21 protein-coding genes are annotated in these 21,022 nt (G+C 56.1%); 13 read left to right on the forward strand and 8 right to left on the reverse strand.

The genetic code is table 11. From position 1 onward, the window contains the following. Nucleotides 1–157: 157 nt before the first annotated feature. Nucleotides 158–652: a cysteine dioxygenase gene (locus tag PEL01S_RS25945; protein ID WP_127462311.1), complete on the forward strand. Its 495-nt coding sequence runs from the start codon at nucleotides 158–160 to the stop codon at nucleotides 650–652. A gap of 135 nt (nucleotides 653–787) precedes the next feature. Here the strand turns inward: PEL01S_RS25945 and PEL01S_RS25950 are convergent, their stop codons facing one another. Further along, the gene (locus PEL01S_RS25950) at nucleotides 788–1,858 is read right to left on the reverse strand and encodes a hypothetical protein (protein WP_063186460.1); all 1,071 of its coding nucleotides are present in this window, start codon (nucleotides 1,856–1,858) and stop codon (nucleotides 788–790) included. 350 nt (nucleotides 1,859–2,208) lie between these two features. Between PEL01S_RS25950 and PEL01S_RS25955 the strand changes: the two genes are divergently transcribed. The 7 genes from PEL01S_RS25955 to PEL01S_RS25985 all read left to right on the forward strand — a co-directional run bounded on the left by PEL01S_RS25955 (nucleotide 2,209) and on the right by PEL01S_RS25985 (nucleotide 7,915). Further along, nucleotides 2,209–3,195 (forward strand): ABC transporter ATP-binding protein, encoded by a 987-nt coding sequence (locus PEL01S_RS25955; RefSeq protein ID WP_063186459.1) that lies wholly within the window; start codon nucleotides 2,209–2,211, stop codon nucleotides 3,193–3,195. Then, a complete protein-coding gene (locus tag PEL01S_RS25960) occupies nucleotides 3,192–3,995 on the forward strand; it encodes an ABC transporter permease (protein ID WP_174807008.1) in 804 nt (267 codons plus the stop codon). Before PEL01S_RS25955 ends, PEL01S_RS25960 begins: the two co-directional genes overlap by 4 nt. Nucleotides 3,996–4,038: 43 nt before the next feature. Continuing rightward, entirely contained in the window at nucleotides 4,039–4,824 is a 786-nt protein-coding gene (locus PEL01S_RS25965; RefSeq protein WP_127462328.1) for an ABC transporter permease, read from the forward strand. Between the two features lie 96 nt (nucleotides 4,825–4,920). Next, nucleotides 4,921–5,373, forward strand: a complete 453-nt coding sequence (locus tag PEL01S_RS25970; RefSeq protein ID WP_127462312.1) for an NUDIX hydrolase — start codon at nucleotides 4,921–4,923, stop codon at nucleotides 5,371–5,373. 137 nt (nucleotides 5,374–5,510) lie between these two features. Continuing rightward, a complete protein-coding gene (locus PEL01S_RS25975; RefSeq protein ID WP_127462314.1) occupies nucleotides 5,511–6,368 on the forward strand; it encodes a VanW family protein in 858 nt (285 codons plus the stop codon). Between the two features lie 179 nt (nucleotides 6,369–6,547). Beyond that, complete coding sequence (locus tag PEL01S_RS25980) at nucleotides 6,548–7,006, forward strand: chemotaxis protein CheX (protein WP_010497894.1); 459 nt, start codon at nucleotides 6,548–6,550, stop codon at nucleotides 7,004–7,006. Between the two features lie 132 nt (nucleotides 7,007–7,138). Beyond that, a complete protein-coding gene (locus PEL01S_RS25985; RefSeq protein WP_127462316.1) occupies nucleotides 7,139–7,915 on the forward strand; it encodes an SDR family NAD(P)-dependent oxidoreductase in 777 nt (258 codons plus the stop codon). Nucleotides 7,916–8,079: 164 nt separating this feature from the next. Here PEL01S_RS25985 and PEL01S_RS25990 read toward each other — a convergent pair whose 3' ends face one another. Further along, nucleotides 8,080–8,358 carry a DUF2573 family protein gene (locus PEL01S_RS25990; RefSeq protein WP_036678970.1) on the reverse strand — a complete coding sequence of 93 codons (279 nt, stop codon included), beginning with the start codon at nucleotides 8,356–8,358 and terminating at the stop codon, nucleotides 8,080–8,082. An 83-nt stretch (nucleotides 8,359–8,441) separates the two neighbouring features. On the opposite strand from PEL01S_RS25990, the gene PEL01S_RS25995 reads away from it, so the two are divergent. The 3 genes from PEL01S_RS25995 to PEL01S_RS26005 all read left to right on the forward strand — a co-directional run bounded on the left by PEL01S_RS25995 (nucleotide 8,442) and on the right by PEL01S_RS26005 (nucleotide 11,440). Continuing rightward, complete coding sequence (locus tag PEL01S_RS25995; RefSeq protein ID WP_204343377.1) at nucleotides 8,442–9,302, forward strand: alpha/beta hydrolase family protein; 861 nt, start codon at nucleotides 8,442–8,444, stop codon at nucleotides 9,300–9,302. Nucleotides 9,303–9,385: 83 nt separating this feature from the next. Beyond that, nucleotides 9,386–10,810, forward strand: coding sequence for a DEAD/DEAH box helicase (locus PEL01S_RS26000; RefSeq protein WP_127462318.1), 1,425 nt, complete (start codon nucleotides 9,386–9,388; stop codon nucleotides 10,808–10,810). An 87-nt stretch (nucleotides 10,811–10,897) separates the two neighbouring features. Beyond that, nucleotides 10,898–11,440, forward strand: a complete 543-nt coding sequence (locus tag PEL01S_RS26005; RefSeq protein ID WP_127462319.1) for a hypothetical protein — start codon at nucleotides 10,898–10,900, stop codon at nucleotides 11,438–11,440. Between the two features lie 348 nt (nucleotides 11,441–11,788). Here the strand turns inward: PEL01S_RS26005 and PEL01S_RS26010 are convergent, their stop codons facing one another. From PEL01S_RS26010 to PEL01S_RS26020, 3 genes are all read right to left on the reverse strand, one after another. Further along, the gene (locus tag PEL01S_RS26010) at nucleotides 11,789–13,270 is read right to left on the reverse strand and encodes a DHA2 family efflux MFS transporter permease subunit (protein WP_127462320.1); all 1,482 of its coding nucleotides are present in this window, start codon (nucleotides 13,268–13,270) and stop codon (nucleotides 11,789–11,791) included. Between the two features lie 56 nt (nucleotides 13,271–13,326). Continuing rightward, on the reverse strand, nucleotides 13,327–13,773 hold the full coding sequence (locus PEL01S_RS26015; protein WP_127462321.1) for a MarR family winged helix-turn-helix transcriptional regulator: 447 nt from the start codon (nucleotides 13,771–13,773) through the stop codon (nucleotides 13,327–13,329). A 162-nt stretch (nucleotides 13,774–13,935) separates the two neighbouring features. Beyond that, nucleotides 13,936–15,558 (reverse strand): FAD-dependent oxidoreductase, encoded by a 1,623-nt coding sequence (locus PEL01S_RS26020; RefSeq protein WP_127462322.1) that lies wholly within the window; start codon nucleotides 15,556–15,558, stop codon nucleotides 13,936–13,938. Nucleotides 15,559–15,893: 335 nt separating this feature from the next. On the opposite strand from PEL01S_RS26020, the gene PEL01S_RS26025 reads away from it, so the two are divergent. Both PEL01S_RS26025 and ilvA read left to right on the forward strand, forming a co-directional pair. Beyond that, on the forward strand, nucleotides 15,894–17,120 hold the full coding sequence (locus PEL01S_RS26025; RefSeq protein ID WP_127462323.1) for an S-layer homology domain-containing protein: 1,227 nt from the start codon (nucleotides 15,894–15,896) through the stop codon (nucleotides 17,118–17,120). Nucleotides 17,121–17,439: 319 nt separating this feature from the next. Continuing rightward, a complete protein-coding gene (gene ilvA / locus PEL01S_RS26030) occupies nucleotides 17,440–18,693 on the forward strand; it encodes a threonine ammonia-lyase IlvA (protein WP_063186437.1) in 1,254 nt (417 codons plus the stop codon). A gap of 61 nt (nucleotides 18,694–18,754) precedes the next feature. Here ilvA and PEL01S_RS26035 read toward each other — a convergent pair whose 3' ends face one another. The 3 genes from PEL01S_RS26035 to PEL01S_RS26045 are packed head-to-tail and all read right to left on the reverse strand — an operon-like array spanning nucleotide 18,755 to nucleotide 20,917. After that, on the reverse strand, nucleotides 18,755–19,996 hold the full coding sequence (locus tag PEL01S_RS26035; protein ID WP_063186435.1) for a cation:proton antiporter: 1,242 nt from the start codon (nucleotides 19,994–19,996) through the stop codon (nucleotides 18,755–18,757). A gap of 3 nt (nucleotides 19,997–19,999) precedes the next feature. After that, on the reverse strand, nucleotides 20,000–20,497 hold the full coding sequence (locus tag PEL01S_RS26040; RefSeq protein WP_063186433.1) for a cation:proton antiporter regulatory subunit: 498 nt from the start codon (nucleotides 20,495–20,497) through the stop codon (nucleotides 20,000–20,002). A 54-nt stretch (nucleotides 20,498–20,551) separates the two neighbouring features. After that, nucleotides 20,552–20,917, reverse strand: a complete 366-nt coding sequence (locus PEL01S_RS26045; RefSeq protein WP_127462324.1) for a hypothetical protein — start codon at nucleotides 20,915–20,917, stop codon at nucleotides 20,552–20,554. Nucleotides 20,918–21,022 lie beyond the last annotated feature (105 nt).

The raw sequence follows: 21,022 nt of genomic DNA on the forward strand, positions 1-21,022 counted from the left end.
TACCGATTCAAAATCTTAAAACATTCTTAAGCCGAAAATGGAGAATCGGTGTCCCTTTTTACGCAGTGGTAACTTTTTGGTCAAAGGAGGAATATATTGGATTATAAGCTGATCTTATTAAAGCGGTAAAAGAATGTTATGAACGGGAGGAACCCCCATGAACCGGATCGAAACCATCGAACGGATTCTAAGCGCGCTGCCTTTGCGCAGCACCTCGCCCAAGCAGCTTCAGGCGATCATGAGAGGCATGGATTTGTCGCTTGAAGCCTTGTCGCCCTACATTGCGGAGCCTGAGAGCCTGCCTTACGGGAGAACGAGCCTATACCGGACCGCTGCCGCCGAAGCGGTGCTGATCCATCTGCCTCCCGGAACCGAAACGTACATTCACGATCACGGGACTTCCGTCGGCTGCGCGCGGCTGCTCGAAGGCACGCTTACGAACCGGATGTTCCGGTTGGACGGCTACGGGTATCCCTGCTTGTCGGGGGAGGTTGAAATCAAGGAAGGAAGCCATTATTACGCGCCGAAAAATCAGATTCACCAGCTTCGCAATTCCGGCCCGCAACGCGCAGTAGCTTTCCATCTGTATGCTCCGGCGCCTGCCGGGAAGTCGTATTTTCCATACGAGCAAGTGCTCGATTATGTGATCTAGCCTCAAACCGGGGAGCGATCATCGGCCTGGCCGCAGCGCAGGATGCATCCTTCGAAGCGGGCAGCAAATAAAAAAAGGGAGGCCGCCTCCGGCGGTGAATCCGCATTAGAGGTCGGCCTCGCTTTGATAGCGCAGCTAGTTTAAAGAAATACTTTTTACTCCACCTTGGCCCGTAAATAAAACTATGACATCGGGTTCTCCTTCTTGGCTGAAGGTATAATTGTAAAGTCCGATTTGCCCCGGGCCTGAAAGAATCGTTGTATATTTGGCTTCATATCCGGTAAGATCGATGCCGAAATAGTTAATCATATAAGGATTGGCGATGGCGATCGCTCGCTCTTTTGATTCCAAATCCGGCGCAGCATCGGCGGAATCATCCTTCAAATCGATGTAAAGACTCTTGATTTTCCCCGTATTTGCCTCAAAGGCTATAAAATCATTCTCGTACGAATAACCCCATGTCTCTTTCACCTTATCCTTTACCAAAGATTTAATATTGGTAAAGCCAGTGATTTCAACATGATCCTTGCCTGAAGACTCCTTCAACACTCGTTCAGCCTCGGTCAAATACTTCTGCTCCGCATCGGCGGCCGGATATCGCGTGGAAACTTGGGCTTTGTATACTGTGTTGTCGCTTGAGTTAATGGCAACGACGCCGAAAGGCTCGGTTTTTTGGTTATAATCGGAAGTGAATTGGAGATAATCGTCTAAGTCATCTTGCTTTTTAGAAAACAGCACGTTCTTTAGCTTTGTTTTGCCCTCGCTATCGAGCTGCCTTAATGTGCTCTCTACAAGCTCAAATGATGCAGGTCTCGCTCCGTCGGGAACAAGCTCCATTGTTGCATATTCGATGCTGCCGTCTTTATTAATTGTGATTGTATTGGGCCTGTTGGCCATCAAATCGTCGCTATCGTTTGCAGTGTCTCCGGGATTTTGGAATGAAAGCATCCATTGGTTGTCCCCCAGCGGAATAGGATTTTGACCGAACTTGACTTCCTTTAAACCGAACACCGTTGTCAGAAATTGCTCCGCAGCCGCAATGTAGCTCGAATCAACATCACTCAACGTATTGCTGATGCCCGCTGCCATGGCAAGTTTTGGGCTCCCCGGTTGTTCCGCAGCCATGGCCGGCACAGCTCCGAACAGCATGCTCGCGGCGATGACAGGGATGAACAGTTTGTTGCGTTTTTTCAAGTGTTTACTCATTTGAGTATTCTCCTCTCTTTTTTGAGACTCAACCAGTAGACTCGGTCCAAGCCCATGCGGTTCCCTTTTATAAAAAGTTTTTTGCCGTAAGCCAATGGAAGTTCCTTGATGAAGCACATCAAAAAGCATCTTGTCATTCCTTACATCGCGTGGTAGTATATAACAATTAACGTGGAAGGGCTCCTAGGGATCCGACGGCCAAGCGGCCGGGCGAACCAAGCGGAGCCGGCGCGCTACGCATAGAGCCGCGCTACACCGTAGGGATAAAAGACCTCGTGCAAGTTCCGCCTGACAAGGCGAAACGGCATGGGGTCTTTTCTGCTTTAGCAGAGGAAAGGAGAAGGAGGAACATGAACGCGATACGGGCCGAAGGGCTGACGAAACGGTTCGCCGTGAAACGGAAGGAGGAGGGCTTCAAGGCCGGGGTGCGTTCGCTGCTGCGCCCGCAGTACAGCGAGAAGACGGCGGTGCAAGGCATCGACCTGACCGTCCCGCAGGGGGAGACGCTGGCGTTTCTCGGACCGAACGGCGCCGGCAAATCGACGACGATCAAGATGCTGACCGGCATTCTGCATCCGTCCGGCGGACACGCGGAGGTGCTCGGCTGCTGTCCGTGGAAGGAACGCGGCAAGCTGGCCTACCGGATCGGCTCCGTCTTCGGGCAGAAATCGCAGCTCTGGTACCACCTTCCGCCCGCCGACTCGTTCGAGTTGATGAGCCGAATTTATGAATTGAAGCGCAGCGATTATCTCGCCCGGCGGGACGATCTCGTCCGCCGCTTCGAGCTGGAGCCGTATTTGCATACTCCGGTACGGAAGCTGTCACTGGGCGAACGGATGCGCTGCGAGATTGCGGCGGCGATGCTGCACCGGCCGCAAATCCTGTTCCTCGACGAGCCGACGATCGGGCTGGATGTGGTGGTGAAGCAAAGTATACGCGAGCTCATCCGGTTCATGAACCGGGAGGAAGGGACGACCGTGTTCCTGACCTCTCACGACGCGGGAGATATCGAGCAGCTGTGCCGGCGGGCCGTTGTCATCAACCACGGGCAGATGATCTTCGACGATACGGTCGAGGCGATGAAGCGCGATCTGCTGACCGGTAAGATGATCCGGCTCAAGCTGCTGGAGCCGGGACCTCCGTTCCGGCACGACGGCGTAGAAGTGTTGACGCAAACGGACCGGGAGCTGGCGCTTTCCGTTGATACGTCGGCGATCGCCGCCCAGGAGGTGCTTTCCCGCCTCGTCGCGGCGTACCGCGTGTCGGACATCACGATCGAAGATCCTCCGATGGAGAGCATCATTACGCATATTTACGAACGGGAGGGGAGCGTATGAATCTGAGTCCGAAGCTGCTGAAATACGGCGCGATCGGGCGAATCAGCTTGCGGAATCATTTTGCTTATGTGCTGGACTTTTTAATCCGCTCGATTTTCCTGATCATCATCATGTACATCTTCATTCAATTGTGGCAGACGACGTACCGTGGGGAAGGGTCGCAGCTGATCGCCGGCTACAGCTTCGAGCAGATCATTTGGTATATTTTATTCGCCGAAGCGCTGACGATGGCGTTTCCCAGCCTGTGTACCCGCGTGGAGGAAGAAGTGAAGAGCGGCGATGTCGGCTACAAGCTGACGCGGCCGTTCAGCTATATCGGCTACCATTATATGGCTTATGTAAGCGAAGTAACGGTCCGGCTGCTTGTGAACCTCGCCGTCGGCCTTGCGCTCGGCTTCGCCTTTTTCGGTCCTCCGTCGTTCGGCTGGGGCTGGCTCGGATTTTTCGTCATGAGCTTCGGTGCGATGACCGTCAACTTTATGCTCAATATGGCGCTGTCGCTGTGCTCGTTCTGGGTCGAGGAGACGCGGGGACTGGAGTTTGTGTACCATAAGCTGCTGTTTACGATCGGGGGCATGCTGATGCCGCTCGAGCTGTTTCCCGCCGCGCTGCAGCAAGTGTGCCGCTGGCTGCCGTTTCAGGCCGTCCTGTATTTTCCGGCCAAAACCGCCGTCCGTTGGGAAGAAGTTCATCTCGTTCCGATGCTGGCGGTCCAATGGGCATGGGTGGTCGTGCTGGCGCTTGTCGTCTGGCTTATCTATCGGAAAGGCGTCCGCAAGCTGAACGTCAACGGCGGGTGAGCCGCCAAGAAGGGAGGGGAACGAATTGCGCCAGAATTCGAAAATGATGCCGCTGCTGCGATTCGTATGGACGTGTTGGAAGCTCAACTTGACCGGCGCCATGGAGTTCCGGCTGAGCTTTCTGATGACGGCGGGCATGATGATGGTGAACAATGCCGTGTGGATTTTTTTCTGGGGGCTTTACTTTCAGCGGTTTCCGGTCGTGAACGGCTGGGAGCTGCAAGACGTGATGATGATGTGGGCGGTGAGCGCGGGCGGCTTCGGTCTGTCGGCCGTGCTGTTCGGCAATGCGTACCGGCTGGCCTCGCTGGTTGCGGGTGGTCAGCTCGATCTGTATCTGACACAGCCTAAGCCGGTGCTGCTTCATATCCTCGTCAGCCGGATGTCCGTCTCCGCGATCGGGGACGTACTGTTCGCCCTGCTGCTGTATGGGCTGTTCGGGGACCGCTCGCCGCTTGGCCTGCTGAAATTCGTGCTGGCGCTGCTCATCGCGATGCTGATTTTTTTGTTCTTCGTGGTGACGACGCAGTCGTTCGCCTTCTACATCGGGCAAGCCGACGGTATCGGCCAGCAGCTATTCAACGCGATTCTCACCTTCTCCACTTACCCGACGGGCATTTTCAGCGGCTGGGGCCGGCTGGTTTTGTTCACGGTCATCCCCGCCGGATTCATCAGCTATTTGCCGATCGGACTGCTGCGGGAAGCGGATCTTACGTTCACGCTGCAGGCGCTGGGCATGACGGGGCTCGTGGCCGCGGCCGGTCTATGGTTCTTTCACCGCGGCTTGCGGCGGTACAGCTCCGGCAACGCGATGGGGCTGCGGATGTGAAATCCGCCCATAGAGGTGTATAATGGTTCTGGAACGAACGGAGAAGCTTGATTTTAAGGATCAATCCCTATGATAAACGACTGCGGAGGACAGCATATGAGTACGACCGAAAAAGAGTGGTTTCGGGTACACAGCGCCGTGTATCTGCTCCTTGTACGTGAGAACAAGCTGCTACTGCTTCGCCGGACCAATACCGGCTACGAGGATGGCAAGCTGAGTCTGGTAGCCGGTAAAATGGACGGGAACGAAGAAGTGAAGCAGGCGGCAGCGCGCGAGGCATGGGAGGAAAGCGGCGTCCGGGTGGACCCGGCCGATCTGGAAGTGGCGAGTGTGATGCACCGGAATTCGGATACGGGCGAATGGATCGATTTTTTTCTGACCGTGAAGCAATGGGAGGGGGAGCCGTACAACCGGGAACCGGACAAATGCTCCGAAATGGCATGGTATCCGCTGGACGGCCTTCCGGAAGATATGATTCCTCATGTGCGCCAGGCGGTCGAAAACGTGCTGGCGGGCGCATTTTACGACAGCTATGGATGGCAGCAATAATGCAGGCGGCGAAGAGACCCGTTCGGGGAGCTTGGCCGCCTTTTGTCATCTTGGACGAAAATTCGACGCATGTGTCGATTCGTCGTAGTAAGCTGATCGGGTTTTTGCTAGAATGAAGGTAGGGAGGGGGAGGACGGATGTTCGGTCCATCGTCGGTGCCGAAGCCGAAGTACCGCAGCCGATGGCGGACGGCGGCAGGCATTGCGTATTACCGGCTGCGCCGCCGCGTGAGCTGGATGCTCGGGAATAAACGCTTTGCGCGATTGCGCCGGGACGAACCGCTGCGGCACGTTCATTTTACCCACCGTACTCCGCTGCTTCGACAGCTTCGGAATGTGGAGATGCAGCTTCAACACAACAAAATCATTAACTTGAGACTGGCTGCGCAGCGGCTGGACGGTCTGGTCCTTCAGCCGGGCGAGACGTTCTCGTACTGGAAGACGATCGGCAAACCGACCCGCCGTCAAGGCTATGTGGACGGGATGGTGCTGCATCACGGCACGGTTCGTAATGGGGTGGGAGGCGGTTTATGTCAGCTTTCCAATCTGATTTACTGGATGACGCTGCATACGCCGCTTACTGTGACGGAGAGGTATCGGCACGGATATGACGTCTTTCCCGATGCGGGACGAAAGCAGCCCTTCGGAACGGGGGCGACTTGCTTCTATAATTACTTGGATCTGCAGATCGAGAACCGCACGGAGACGTGCTACCAGCTTCGAATTTGGCTGACGGATACCGACTTGGTCGGAGAATGGCGGGCCGATAGTCCGGCATCGCATCGTTATGAGATTACCGAAACCAGGCACTGGATTACTCAGGAATGGTGGGGCGGATACGTTCGCCATAACGTCATATGCCGCAACCGGTTCGATGCGGAGGGGCGCTGGCTGGACGAACAGTTCGTTGCCGAGAACCACGCCATCATGATGTATGAGCCCTGCTTGCCGGAGAAAGCCAACCCCGACGAAGTTCCCGGGCGTAGCGACTTGTAGCGTGTATAAAGAATCAGACCGTTTCTTTAAAAGGTGCTTCAATCCTGTGCTTTTTGTTATATTTCACACAAAACGCGACAAAAGTTCTATACTTGCATCATGAATTTAGGTATAATGAAATAACAAAAAAGTCCTATGGATCTGCGGCATATTGTCGAAAAAAGGAGACCGGTCATCTTATGAAGGCAGAGCTTATCAACCCGTTTTTGGAGTCGGCCAGAATCGTCATCGAACAAGTCGCCAATGTACGACCGACCACCGGACAGCTCGGCATCAAAGACGTGAAGTTTGCTGAGAAATACATTTGGATTCAAATCGGCATGACCGGGCAAATGGAAGGGGACATCGTCTTCGGATTGCACGAGGAAGTCGCGCTTAAGGTCGTGTCCGCCATGATGGGCGGATTCTCGATCACCGAAATGAACGACATCGGCAAAAGCGCCATCTCCGAGCTCAGCAATATGATCAGCGGCAATGCGAGCACGATGCTGTTCAACCAAGGAGTCCGCGTCGATATTACGCCGCCCAAGATGCTTCATTCCGCGCATGCGGCTGGCTTCAACGCGCAAAAGGCGCTGACGATCCCGCTGATCATGGAAGGCATCGGGGAATTGGATATTCAAGTGCTGATCGCTTAACCGAGCGGCATGCCCTACAGTTGAAATGATAAGTCCATAACGTGTAAGCTGTAAGCGAACGCTTCTCCGGTTCCGATAACGCCGGGAGTGCTTCGCTTTTTTTGTTCGATAGAAGACAGGGGGAACCGGGGGATGGATTTTCAGGGCAAAATCGCGGTAATTACGGGGGCGTCCAGCGGGATCGGCGCGCTGATGGCGCAGATGCTGGCGCAGCGCGGAGCCGTTCCTGTGCTGATGGCGCGATCGGAGCAAAAGCTGGCGGAGGCGTCCGCTAAAATCCAGGGCAAGCACGGGATATATCCGCTCGACGTCACCTCGGCAGAGCAGGTAACGGCAACGATGGAGCGGGTGATCGCCGAATACGGCCGGATCGACATTCTGATCAACAATGCAGGCTACGGCGTGTTCGATTCGTTCGTGACGGCGTCTTTAAGCGAATTCGAAGGCATGATGGACGTCAATTATATGGGAACGGTCCGCTGTACGAAAGCGGTGCTGCCTTCCATGCTGAAGCAGGGGAGCGGCCATATCGTCAATATTGCCTCCATGGCCGGAAAGATCGGCTCGGCCAAGTCGAGTGGCTACTCGGCCACCAAGCATGCCGTGCTCGGCTTGACCAATTGTCTGCGGCAGGAGCTTGTCGGCACCGGCGTTCGTCTGACCGCCGTCAACCCCGGGCCGATCGATACGCCGTTTTTTGAGCGGGCCGACCCTTCGGGCAACTACGTAAAAAATATCCAATGGTTTATGCTGAAGCCGGAGCGCGTGGCTCAGGTGGTGCTGAAGGCGATCGAGCGGGGGACGCCCGAGGTGAACCTGCCGTTCATGGCGGCTGCCGGAGTGAAGCTGTATCAATTGTTTCCGCGGCTGTTCGACGGCATCGCCTACAAATTGCTTAACAAGAAATAGCTGATCGCATTGCGAGAAGACCGCGCACCCTTAGGGGGCGGCGGTCTTCTTTGACTCGCCTTATAGCGGACTTGAGAATGTGCTTAAGAAAAAAAGACCGAGTGCGTACATTGCTTTTCGGTCTTCGTACAGGGTATGGTAAAGGAAGTATAGATCCGCAGCGATCAGGCTTCCGGCTCTGGCGCGGCTTCCTGCTGTTGATTGGCGGCCTTAAACTTCTGGTTGCGGTCGCGGACCTCTTCGAACAGCTTGCGGACATCGGCTTTGCCCTCGGGATGCTGCTGATTCCAATGGCTGGCGAGAGCCGGCATCGTTTTATGGATATGGTTGTAGATCGCCCAAACTTTAATTTTTTCCACCGTCTCGGCGGAAGCGTCGCCGGTCAGCAGCTCGGCATATTTCTCGACCAGCCCTTCGAATTCGGCGGCAAAACGGGAATTCATTTGAAAATCCACCTTTCCGGTCATAATACATCTTAGTGTAACGTCGGAACGACTTTGTGTCAAAAAATGGAGTGAACCGAAACATGCCTATACCTACCGATACAAACCTTCCGCAAAGCGGGTCAACCGGCGGCGTTCAAGCCGACGGCACGCTGGTTCAGAGGGAAATTCTCCGCAGCTTGGCGAAGGGCATATCGCTCTACCGGTTAACATATATTAGCCAAGGACTTCAGGTGAAAGGTTATCTTGCCGTGCCCGATTCGGCTATGCCCGTTCCGGGTTTAATTTACTGCCGGGGAGGTATCCGTAAAGTCGGAATGGTGCGCAAACGCCGCATTTTCTCGATGGCGCGGCGCGGGTACGCGGTATTTGCGCCGTTTTATCGGGGTAACGAGGGCGGCGAGGGACGGGAGGACTTCGGAGGGGAAGACCGCTTTGACGTGCATCATGCCATTACCCTCATGCAATCGCTGCCGGAGGTGCAATCCGGACCAATTCCGCTGATCGGCTTCTCGCGCGGCGCACTGATGGCGCTGCTGGCGGCCAAAGAGTGCGAAGGCGCCGGTCCGGTCGTCGTCTGGGGCGGCGTGAGCGATCTGCTCGATACGTATGAAGAGCGGGTCGATTTGCGACGGATGCTGAAGCGGGTCGTCGGCCATCCGCGCAAGCAGTCCGAATGCTACGAACGGCGGTCGCCGGTCTGTTGGGTTGACGCGATCCGCGTGCCCGTCATGATCGTACACGGTACGGCGGATGCGCAGGTCAGCGTTGAGCAGGCGCGCAAGCTGGGGGCGGCGCTGGAGCAGGCCGGGAAGGAGTACACGATGGAGCTGTACGACGGGCTCGGGCACCGCTTTCCGAAGGAGGACGACGAACGTGCGCTCGATGCGGTGTTCGGATGGATCACAAGCAAGCGGGAGCGGGCGGAAGGCCGGGAGCGGTAAGACGGTTGTCTTCCTGTCGGGTAGGGCAATCGCCCGCATATTCTGCTATACTAAGGAAACGAAAGGGAAGAGAGGATGATCGAATGAATACGGGGTTTGCAGCTTTACATATCGCTCCGCAGTATGTCAAACGGCTGCAGGAGCTCGGCATTACGGAGCCGTCGGACATACAGGCGGATGCAATACCGATCGCGCTTGAAGGAAAAGATGTCGTTGCGCAATCACAGACCGGTACGGGGAAAACGCTGGCTTATTCGCTGCCGCTGCTCCATAAAATAGACACGAGCGCAAGAGAGGTACAAGCTCTTGTACTGGTGCCGACACGGGAGCTCGGCATGCAGATCGTACAGACGCTGGAGCAGCTTGTGAAGGATAGCGACGTCCGCGTGCAGCAGCTCATCGGCGGCGCCTCCATCGAGCGCCAGATCGACCGTTTGAAGCTCAAGCCGCAGATCGTGGTGGGGACGCCAGGTCGCGTGCAGGAGCTGGTGAAGCTCCGCAAGCTGAAGCTGCACGGAATCCGCACAGTCGTCGTCGACGAGGTCGATCAAGTGTTTGAACTAGGGTCCATGCAGGATGTAGAGGCGCTGTTCAAAGGCATGCTGCGCGACCGGCAGCTGCTGTTTTTTTCCGCGACGTTCCCGCCGCCGCTGCAGGACGTCATCGACCGCTGGATGCGCGAGCCGGTTTACGTTCGGGTAAACCCGGCGCAGCGCACCTCGGAAACGCTGGAACACTTGTATTTCGTATGTCAGGAACGGGACAAAATCGATACGCTGCGCCGGATTGTCCGGCTGTATAACCCGAAGGCCGCGATCGTGTTCGTCAATGAGACCGACGATATCGGAGAAGCGGTGGCGAAGCTGCAACACGTCGGCCTGTCGGTCGAAGGCTTGTACGGCGATTCCTTCAAGCAGGAGCGTGCGAAGGCAATGCAAGCGTTCCGCGCCGGCAAATTCCAGCTGCTGCTCGCGACCGATGTAGCTGCCAGGGGGCTTGACCTGCCGCAGGTGACGCATGTGATCAACCTCGACCCGCCGATCGATGCGGATCATTACGTGCACCGCGTAGGCCGGACGGGACGGATGGGCCGTAAAGGCACGGCCGTGTCGATCATTACTCCGCGGGAGCAGTTCATTATCGATAAGTTTTCTAAAACGCTTGGTATCGAGATCAAGCAAAGGACGATGTTCCATGGGAAGGTCGTCGATCCGGAGCAGGAGCGGGCCATTCGCCGGGACGCGAAGAAGCTCGTGGAACGCCGGGTGCCTGACGAATTCCCGTCGGGAAGTGAAAAACCTGAAGCGCGTATTGCCCAAGCGGGAGCTCCGAAGCTTCCCCGTACGGAAGGCAAGAGCGTAAAGCCGGCACAGACCGGCACGGGCCGTCCTTCGGCCCCGGCCGCCCCGGATAAACGCAAGGCGGACCGGGAACGGGACCGCAAAAACAAAGGAGCGCCGCGCTGGCTTAAGGAAAAGCGCGATCCGTCGGGTAAACCGAAAAAGTAACGAAGGAGCCGCAGATTCCGCCTGCCAAACTCCGGGAGAGGGCATTGGACTCAGGTTAGGACCGGCTCCTTGTAAGGGGGAAGTCAGATGAGATCGCTCTTCAAAGGGATCGTCACGATCGTAATTCTGGGCGCGCTGCTGGTCGCGGGGGCATTATGGTACGCGCAGCCGCAAGCGGAGCTGGACTTGTCGTATAATGATCTTCCGGTGCGCGAAAAGCTTGGCGCTATGGTAATCAACCGCAAGCCAGAGGCGGTGCTGACAGAGCAGGAGTTGGGCGATTTGCTGAAAAAGGCGCTTTCCCGCCGGGCCGAGCTGCGTCCCGGCGTCAAGCTGACGGGAGCGAGGTTTTACCTTGAGGGGGACCGGCTCGCGGCGGACGTGACGCTGCTGCTTCAGGACCGCTGGAAGGTTGGCGCCCGGCTCAACTTCGACCTTGCCTGGAAGGAGCCGAATTTGACGGCCGTCCATACCGGCACCGTCATCCGGGACGTTACCGTACCGGGCGAATGGCTGAGCCTCCAGCCGATCCAGGTTGATCTGAACGATTATATGCCGAGGCATGTGGCGATTCGGGACGTAGCCTTTGAAGGGTCCACGGTACGGGTGACTTTCGGGCTGCGCTTATAGATGAAAGCAAAAGGGACAGTTTCCTTCCAATTGAAGGAAACCGTCCCTGAGCTTGTTGTGAAAGTGATGAATCAGGTAATAGAGGTGTACGAGAGGGGGGGTATCTACTTCCGGTCGGCTGTTGTCTGCAGGAAATTTTGATTTAAGCCGCTTAACAGCGGGTATTTCCCGCAGACAAAGGCGAACGCTATCGCTCCTCCAGTAGATACCCCACCTCCGTATTTTCTCTATTTTTATCCGAACCACTTTTCTCAACAACAACATTTTAAGGGACGGTTTCCTTTCTAGTCGAAGGAAACCGTCCCTTTTTAGGTGGGGTAAGTACAAAAGCAGTTTGCGTTGGCTCGCTTACGACGTTTTTTGCTGCAAGCCCGTGCCCGGGGCAGCTTCCGGTTGCTTTTGGTCGCGCCGTCTTCCCAGCGTCAAGGCCAGCGGCAAGCCGATGAGCACGATAACCGTAGCGACCAGGTATACGTCGTTGACGCTCAGCGTGAACGCCTGCTGTTGCAGTTGTTGGCCGTTCAGCCCGCCGGCCTTGCCGAGCTCCATGCTGTGCGCGGCAACGCGGGAGGCGAGCATCGAGGTGAACAGGCCGATGGAGAACGAGCCGAACCCTTGGCGGATCCAGTTGTTCACCGAGGAAGCGTGCCCGGACAGCTCGCGCGGAATGACCTCCATGCCGGCATTGGAAGCGGGCATGGTCGAGAAGGCGATGCCGAGGTTGCGGACGGTCATCCACAGGATGATATAGCCATGCGTCACATCGACGCTAAGATGGGCCATAGCCAGCGTTCCGACGCCGATCAGCAAGATCCCGAACAGAATAAGCGGCATCGGTCCCACCCGCGAATACAGCTTGCCGGTAAGCGGCATGCAGATCGCCATCGCCAGCGACGGGATGAGTAGGATCAAGCCCGTATCGAAGGCGGAGACATGCTGGATATTTTGCAGAAACACCGGCGTCAGGAACGTCCCGGAATACAAGCTGATCGTGATGATACAGCTAAGAATCAAGCTGTAGGTATACCGGGAATACGCGAATACTCTTAGATTCAACAGCGGCCCGGCTTTTCGCAGCTCGTAAAGAACGAAGGCAATCAGCGTCAACGCTCCGAAGGTCAGCAGGGATATGGTCTGCCAAGATCCCCAGCCCCAAGCGTGCGCTTCGCTGAATGCGATGAGCAGCGACGAACTGCTGAGAATGACGGCCAGAAAGCCGAACAGGTCGAACGGCTTCGGCGTCGTCAGCCGGTAATACGGAATCAGCTTCATCGCAAGCGCGATGGCGATGAGTCCGAACGGCAGGTTGATCAAGAACAGCCAGGTCCAGTCGAACGTTTGAATCAGCCAGCCGGCCAGCGACGGACCTAGTGCCGGAGCCAGCATCGCCGACAAACTCCACATGCTGATGGCGAACGCTTGCCGTTCCCTGGGGATGACTTGATAAATGATCGTCATGGTGGCAGGCATAACCATGCCGCTGAAGGCCCCTTGCAAAATGCGGAATACGATCAACGAATGAATATTCCAGGCTACGGCGCACAGCCCCGACATCAGCGTAAACCCGATCAGGGCCGCGACATACAAATATTTGGTGCTGAACCGGTCCCCCAGGTAGCCGGTGATCGGCGCAATGACCCCGGTCGCCAGCATAAAGCCGGTTAGCGTCCACTGCACCGTATTTAAGTCGGTATGAAAATCCTGCATTAAGATCGGAATGGCGACATTAATGGAACTGGTTCCCAGAATGGCCAGAAACGAGCCGAAAAAAATACCGATCATGACCGGCCAAAACGGCACGGGTTTCTCGGTGCTTTCAAGCGAAGCCATGCTATTCTCTCCTTTTCTCCCTGCTGTCGGGCTCTCCGGTAGGCGGAAGCCGTTCTCTAGTCTTGATCCACAACCGTTCTATACTCGACCGCTTTGCGGAGCAGCCGGGTCAATTCGGCGGTTTCGCCCGGCTCCAGCCCTTGCCAGAACCACTCGACCAATTCCGCCGCTTTCTCGTCCAACTCGCTCAAAGCGTCCAGACCTTTCGGCGTGACGGTCACCATGACGACCCGTCGGTCCGTTTCGTTATGCGCCCGCTCCGCATACCCGCCGGCGACCAGCTTATTGGCGAGGTTCGTTACGGCCGGCAGCGTGATTTGCAGCGTGTCCGCCAGCTCCGAACACCGCATCGTCCCGTTTGCCCGAAGGCTCTCCAGCAAATAGTACTGCTGAATGGGCAGTCCTTGCTTCAACCGGCCTGTCATTTCGGAGATCCATCGGCGCATCGCCAGCCGGGTCCATTTTTCAATCTCTGTGGACGCATGAAGCCCTTGCTCCCGCATGACGGCTCCCCCTTTGAGTTTTAGCTCTCAATAATTTTGTCTATGAATAATTCAAACTTTGAACTAAATCATTGTACTCCGTTTTGCCTGATGTGTCAAAAGTTGGAGATACGAAAAAGCCCTCCCGCAACCGGACGCTTCCGGCGCAGGAGGGCTTGCTTGTTATTTTTTGCGCGTTTTGACATAAGACGCATATACGATCTCGCCGGTATCGAGCTTGGCGATTTCGTCCGCCGACCAGCCGGCCAGCTTGTTGTTGCCGGTGACGCCGGTCAGCTTGATGTTGTACTTCGAGGCCAGATACTGCTGAAGCTGCGGCATGTCGGCTTCCTTCAGCTCGCGAAGCTTCTTCTTGCCTTGAATTTGCCCCAAAATGACGCCGATCGATTCGGCCGCCATGCTCGTATTCGGCTGAATGCGCGCGCTGCCGTAAGCGATGGCGGAGGCGCCGACGTTTTTGCCGGCCATAATGACGTTGTCGTAATTTTTGAGCAGGAAGCTGCGCAGCGGCATCCCGTATTTGTCCGGGCGGCCCATCTCGATGCCCCATTTGTTGGCGCTGGTGCCCTGCAGGTCGAGCGGGTAGCCGCCGATGCTCACGTTGTCCCAGAACATTTTCGCCCCGAGCATATCTGAAGGCTTCAAGACGTAATCCGTCTCGTAGTGGTTGTATTCGCGGATGTACAGGTAGTTCGGGAACCCGTTCAGCTCCGCTTTCTCCCAGCCGGGCAAGCTTTTGCGGAAATGGTTCAGGATCAGAGGAATCTCCTTCTTCCCGAGCTCCATCGCATCAGCGACTGATTTGTCGTCCGACGGATCGACCGTATAGATCAAGAAGGCGTTGATGATCACTTCGCCGTCCCGCTGGCTCACCGCATTCAGTCCGCGCAGAAACACGCGGTCGTTCGTCGGCTTGTACTTGTCCGTCATGCCCGAGAGGCTGATGGCGAAGCTGTTGTCCACCGAGCCCCAGCCGAATTTGGAGCTGCGCTCTTCCTTCGGCATATTGTTGAAGCTTTGCTGGAATTTCGCCCAATCGACGTTTTTGAACTTCATCATCATGCCGGAGCTCATATACTCGATGTTATTTTGCCCGTAGAACTTCTCCAGGCCCGGCATCCGGGTCGCCTGAAGCTTGCTGACCATCGCGGCGTAATCGGTGTTCTCCACCCAATAGGAGGCGGCGATCCGCTTCTTCTGGCCGTCCTTGGTCGTGTAGACGATGCCGTTTAACGCCTGCCCGCCGAATTGGCCGGGGTTTTGCTCGATGCTCTCGATCTTGATCCCTTGCTCGACGGGGATGTCTTTTTTCAGCTTGTCAAAATATTGCTCGAATTCCTTCAGCTTGCGGATTTTGCCGTTGCGGAAGCCGTCGAACAGCTCCTTCGCCCGGCCTTGGACTAGCAGCCGGTGCTGATCGTCGCGGGTTTCGTCCAGGAACAGCATCTCTCCCTGAAGCACTTGGCCGCCGAACGCACTGCGCGGGTCCAATATTTTGACCTTTAATCCTTCGTCCGCCGCGGCGCGGGCCAAATAGAGGCCTTCCAGCTCGCTGCCGATCACGACGATATCCGTCTGCTCTGTCGGGATATCAGGTAGTTTGTTGTCCGTCTTGGAGGCGGTTGTATTTTTGCCGCCGTTCGAATCGTCTTTCCCTGCGGTTGCCGTTGAGTTCGGAGACGGCTTGTCCGGCGCGCTCCGCTGTAGGAGCGTATAGACCCCAGCCAGGACAACCAAGGCCACCAGGGCCAGAACAACCGTCAGCTTTTTGCCGCTAAGTTTCATTTCTCTCTCCTTATCTCTAATTATGGTGAAGCCGGGCGAGGTCCGGTAAAGAACCATCCCGGGGGTATGTTGTTAAGTTTAACATTTTTGGCAGGCGATCTAAAGGGACCCCCCGAAACAATTTCGGGAGGGCGAACGATGTAAGTGAAAGTCAGGAACTCTTCGCGAAGGTTCTGAAACATCCTCTTTTCATACACATATCATCAATCGCACTTGCTTGAGAATCGACGGGCGACGGATTTCCTCCGCTATTCGAGCGGCGGGGCCCCGTGCTGTCCGTGGGTTCGTCAGAAGCCTGACTGCGGTTAAACCCACTTGGCAAAGGAGAATGAATGATGAGCAAAGCTTTCAAGAAGACCGTGATTTCCGGATTGACCCTGGCGATGGTGATGGGCGGATCGACGGCGGCTTTTGCCGACAACAAAGGCAAAGGTCATGACAAAGATCGCGACAACCGCGATACCATCGTGAAAAAAGTGGATAACGGCAAAGATGTCAATATCAATATTAAGCTGACGTTCGACGATCTGAAGGGCAAGGACGTAGAGTGGGCGCAGCGTTACATCGCTTCTCTCGCTTCCAAGCGCGTATTCGAAGGTTACGACGACGGCACGTTCCAGCCGCGCAAAACGATCTCCCGCATCGAGGCGATTACCGCTGCGGTCCGTTTGATGGGGCTGCGCGATCAAGCCGAGTCGGCCGATGCGAAAGCGGCTAACCTGAACTTCAAGGATGCGGACAAACTGAAGCAAAAATATCCGTGGGCGACCGGCTACGTTTCCGTCGCGCTGCAAAACGACTTGTTCTCCGAGACGGACGACATGATTCAGCCGGAGAAAGAAGCGGACCGCCTGTGGGCGACAACGCTGCTTGTTAAAGCGATGAAGCTGCAGGACGCAGCCAAAGCGAAAATGAACGCCAAGCTTCCGTTCCGCGATGCCGACAAAATTCCTGCCGGTTCCGTAGGCTACGTCGCCGTGGCGATCGAGAAAAACTTGATCGACGGGTACGAGGACAACACGTTCCGCCCGAGCAAGTCGGTATCCCGCGCCGAGCTTGCCGCGCTGCTGGATCGTACGGGCAGCCAGCTGCCTGATCACGCATCGGTGAAAGGCACGGTAACCGGCGCGCTGAACAACAACCTGCTGCCGGTGAAATCGCAAAACAACGAGGCTCTGAACGTCGAGATGGATTCGAACGTATTCGTATTCCGCAACGGCTCCCGCGTAACTCCCGGCGACCTGCGCACAGGCGATCAGGTGCTGATCCGCACTTACGGTGGAAAAGCGATCTACGTTGAAGTGCTGAACACGACGGGCGATCCGCAGCAGCAAACGGACTTCACGGTCACGGGAACGCTGAACAGCTACACGCTGAACTCCAAGGGTGGGCTCGCCACCGTTTCGATTAACCAAAACGTGAACAGCGGCGGCGTGCAAACGGCGGTCTACTCGATCGCTCCCGAGGTTTACATTTCCGGCGACGTCAGCCAGCTGACTGCAGGACGTACCTTGGAGCTGAGAGGCAAAAACCAACTCGTAAACACCATCATCATTCGATAAATAAGAGATAAAGAGTAAAAAAGGTTAGAGTTGCAACGGAAAACGGACCTTCTTCCAGGCACAGGGGATGCCGGGGGAAGGTCCGTTTTTTAATATTTTTTTATCGATGCCGATATTTTTGTTAAAACCGAAGATATGAAAATAACCGTCATCGTACCTGATCCTGCATACCTCTGCAACATTGGGGGAGGGCTATCCTGGCAATTGGGCACAGGGGATGGACAGATGCGCCGAACGGTGTATAATTAGGAGAAATTGCGAGCAAGCCCGTACTGCCGGGCGCGAGACTTGCGTACACCGGGTTGGAGGAAAAGCAATTATGACCGCACTGCATATCAAACTAGAGGATATTCTCGTCGCCAGCCATCTGCTGAAGGATGTCGTATATCAGACCCCCTTGCAAAAAAATTTCATTTTATCCGAAAAATACGGCTGCAACGTGTTCTTGAAACGGGAGGACTTGCAGGTGGTCCGCTCGTTCAAAATTCGCGGCGCCTACAATATGATTCGCAGCCTGCCGGAGGACAAGCTAAGCAAAGGCGTCGTCTGCGCCAGCGCCGGTAACCATGCCCAAGGCGTGGCCTACTCTTGCAAAGCGCTGCAAATTCCCGGCAAAATCTTCATGCCGACGACAACGCCGCGGCAAAAAATATCGCAGGTCAAGCTGTTCGGCGGCCCATACGTCGACGTTGTGCTGACCGGGGACACTTTCGACGATTCGCTGCGGGAAGCGCTGGAGTACGGGGAGCGCGAAGGCTTATCGTTCGTTCACCCGTTCGATCACCCGAAGGTCATTGCCGGCCAGGGCACCGTTGGCCTGGAGCTGATGAACGACATGCAAGGACCGGTCGACTACGTATTCGCCGGGATCGGCGGCGGCGGACTCATTGCCGGCATGAGCACGTATATTAAGGGTGTCAGCCCGTCCACCCGAGTCATCGGTGTGGAGACGACCGGAGCGCCTTCGATGCGGCAATCGGTCGATTCGGGCGAGATCGTCACGCTCGGCGAGATCGACAAATTCGTCGACGGCACGGCGGTCAAGCGGGTCGGCGAGCTGACGTACGACATCTGCCGCGAGTCTCTCGACGATATCATCGTCGTGCCGGAAGGCAAAGTGTGTACGACGATTCTTGAGCTGTACAACGAGAACGCCATCGTGGCCGAGCCGGCGGGAGCGCTGTCGGTGGCGGCGCTGGAGTTTTACCGTGAGCAGATCGCCGGGAAAAATGTCGTGTGCGTCATCAGCGGCGGCAACAACGACATCGACCGGATGCAGGAAATCAAGGAGCGTTCGCTCATCTACGAGGGCCTGAAGCATTACTTCATCGTCAACTTTCCGCAGCGCGCAGGCGCTTTGCGGGAGTTTCTCGAATACGTGCTCGGACCGACCGACGACATTACGCGCTTCGAGTATACGAAGAAAACAAGCAAAGAAAACGGTCCAGCGCTTGTCGGCATCGAGCTCAAGCACAAGGACGATTACGGTCCGCTGATCGAGCGGATGGAGCAGCGCGGGCTGCGGTTCAGCGAGATTAATAAGGACCCGAACTTATTTAATTTGTTGATCTGAGCTAACATGAATAAGCCTGACGAAAAGGGAGCGATCCCTTCCGTCAGGCTTGTTTGCGTTGTCAGGCTGGATGGTTTTCCTGCGCCTTGGAGCGGTCCGGCGGCGCAGCTGCCGTTTTATCAAATTTAAACCAACGATTCAGCAGGCCGTACACGAGCTTCGATTCCTTCGTCAGCAGCGGCCCGAGAATCGCCAAAATTAACACATACAGCGCGGCGAACGGCTGCAGGACGGTCATCAGTCCGCCGGCTTTGCCGAGATTGGCCATAATGATGGAGAACTCTCCCCGGGAGACGATCGTCAGCCCGATATTGGATGATGCTTTCGGGGATAGTCCGGCGCTTCGCCCGGCCAGCATCCCCGCGACGTAATTGCCGGCGAGCGTCAGCAGCACCGCTCCCAAGGAAAGCCAGACGGCGCCGCCGAGCGTGAGCGGATCGATGGTCAGGCCGAAGCTGAAGAAGAACAGCGCCCCGAAGAAATCCCGGAACGGAAGGATCAGCTTCTCGATCCGGTGTCTGTGCTCGGTCTCGGCCAGTACCAGTCCGACGAGCAGCGCTCCGATCGCTTCCGCCACATGAATCGTTTCGGAGAAGCCCGCAACGACCGTCAACAATCCGAAGACGAACAGCAGAAACACTTCGTTGGACCGGATATTCAGGAAGCGGTTCAGCCAAGGCACCGCTTTGCGCCCGGCGATCAGGAAGACGAGCATGAAGCCGAGCGAGAGCAGCGCGGACAGGATAATGCCTCCTACCGATGTGGCTCCGCTTAGCAGCAGTCCGGACAGAATGGAGATATAGACGGCTAGGAACACGTCTTCGAACATGATGATGCCCAGAATCATTTCCGTCTCGGCATTGGCCGTTCGTTTCAGATCGACGAGCACTTTGGCGACGATGGCGCTGGAGGAAATCGTCGTAATGCCGGCAATGACCAGCGTTTCGTTCAGCGGAAAACCGGAGAGCCAGCCGAACAATAGCCCGAGCGTGAAGTTGATCGCGATATAGATCGTGCCCCCGACCGCGATGGAACGCCCGGACTTGATCAGCCGGCCGACCGAAAATTCCAGCCCGAGATAAAAGAGCAGGAACAGCACCCCGAGACGGCCCATAAATTCGATCAGCGGAGCGCTGTCGATGAAGCGAAAATCGAATGCCCCGAACTTTGGCGCATGGGGGCCGACCGCCATCCCGATCAAAATATAAAACGGAACGACGGAAAATCGCAGCTTCGTGGAAAGCCAGCCCGCAGCGGCAATGAGACAAATCGCCAGCCCGATCTCTAGAACGATGTGCTCCATAGGCTACAGGCTCCCTTGCTGAAGGAGCTCCTTCAGCGCCTTCAGTTGCTTGCGTTCTCCGGCGACGACGAGCGTCGATTCCGCGTTCAGCCGGTACTCCGGGCCCGGATTGATGCAGTGCGTATGATTTTTCTCGGCGACGGCGATAATCGTCGCTCCCGTTTGTTTGCGGACGTTCAGCCCGCCGATCGTCTGCCCGACGCTGCCTGCGCCGGCCTCGATTTTGAACCATTCCACGACCAGGGCGTCCAGCGCCACTTCCATCGTTTCGAGCGATTTGGGCCGATAGCTCATCCCGCCGATAATCCCGGCCATCATTCTCGCCTCGTCGTCGTCCAGCGTTACCGTGGAGACGGTCTCATCCGGATCGTCCGGATCAAAATGATACAGCTCTCTTCTTCCGTCGTCGTGGACGACCACGACCAATTTATCGCCTCCGCGTGCGTGCAGTTGAAATTTTCGTCCGATTCCCGGAAGATCGGACTCTCGGATGTCTGTCATGGAATCTCCTCCCAAGTTTTGGATTGCGGATCCGGCTGCCGGAGCCCGTAACGATCAAACTTGGGGAGCGAGGTACGTAATCACCGTAAATTTTAAGGGCATGAGGAGCTGCTGCTTGAGCAGGAGGAAGATGGAACGGTCTGAGCGCCGCTCCAAGATGAAGGCAGGCATAGGAAAGCGGATCGCTTCCGAACGAAGATACGGCATACCTGACACAGGCGTGTGCATGTCGTTGTCCGTCTGCTGACGCGAAGCGATGGAGACAGCGTGGGAGGCGCCCGATTGGCCCATCGTCATCGAGCGCGTGAGCGGCGGATTTTCCGCTTCGGCAATCGGGATGAACCAGGAGAATGTGAGGAACAGACCGGTAAGCAGCACGAAAAGGACATGAAGAGGGTGCTTATGTCGGTATGCTGTCATCCACATTCCTCCTTCGGACAAAGTCTCACTTAACCGAGGTGTTAACGTAGATTTATTGTAGCATTGATTTTCGATCGATTGCAAATGCAAAAAAAACCGGAGGCT

It is taken from the genome of Paenibacillus elgii NBRC 100335 (assembly GCF_004000865.1).
Taxonomy (GTDB): Bacteria; Bacillota; Bacilli; order Paenibacillales; family NBRC-103111; genus Paenibacillus_G; species Paenibacillus_G elgii.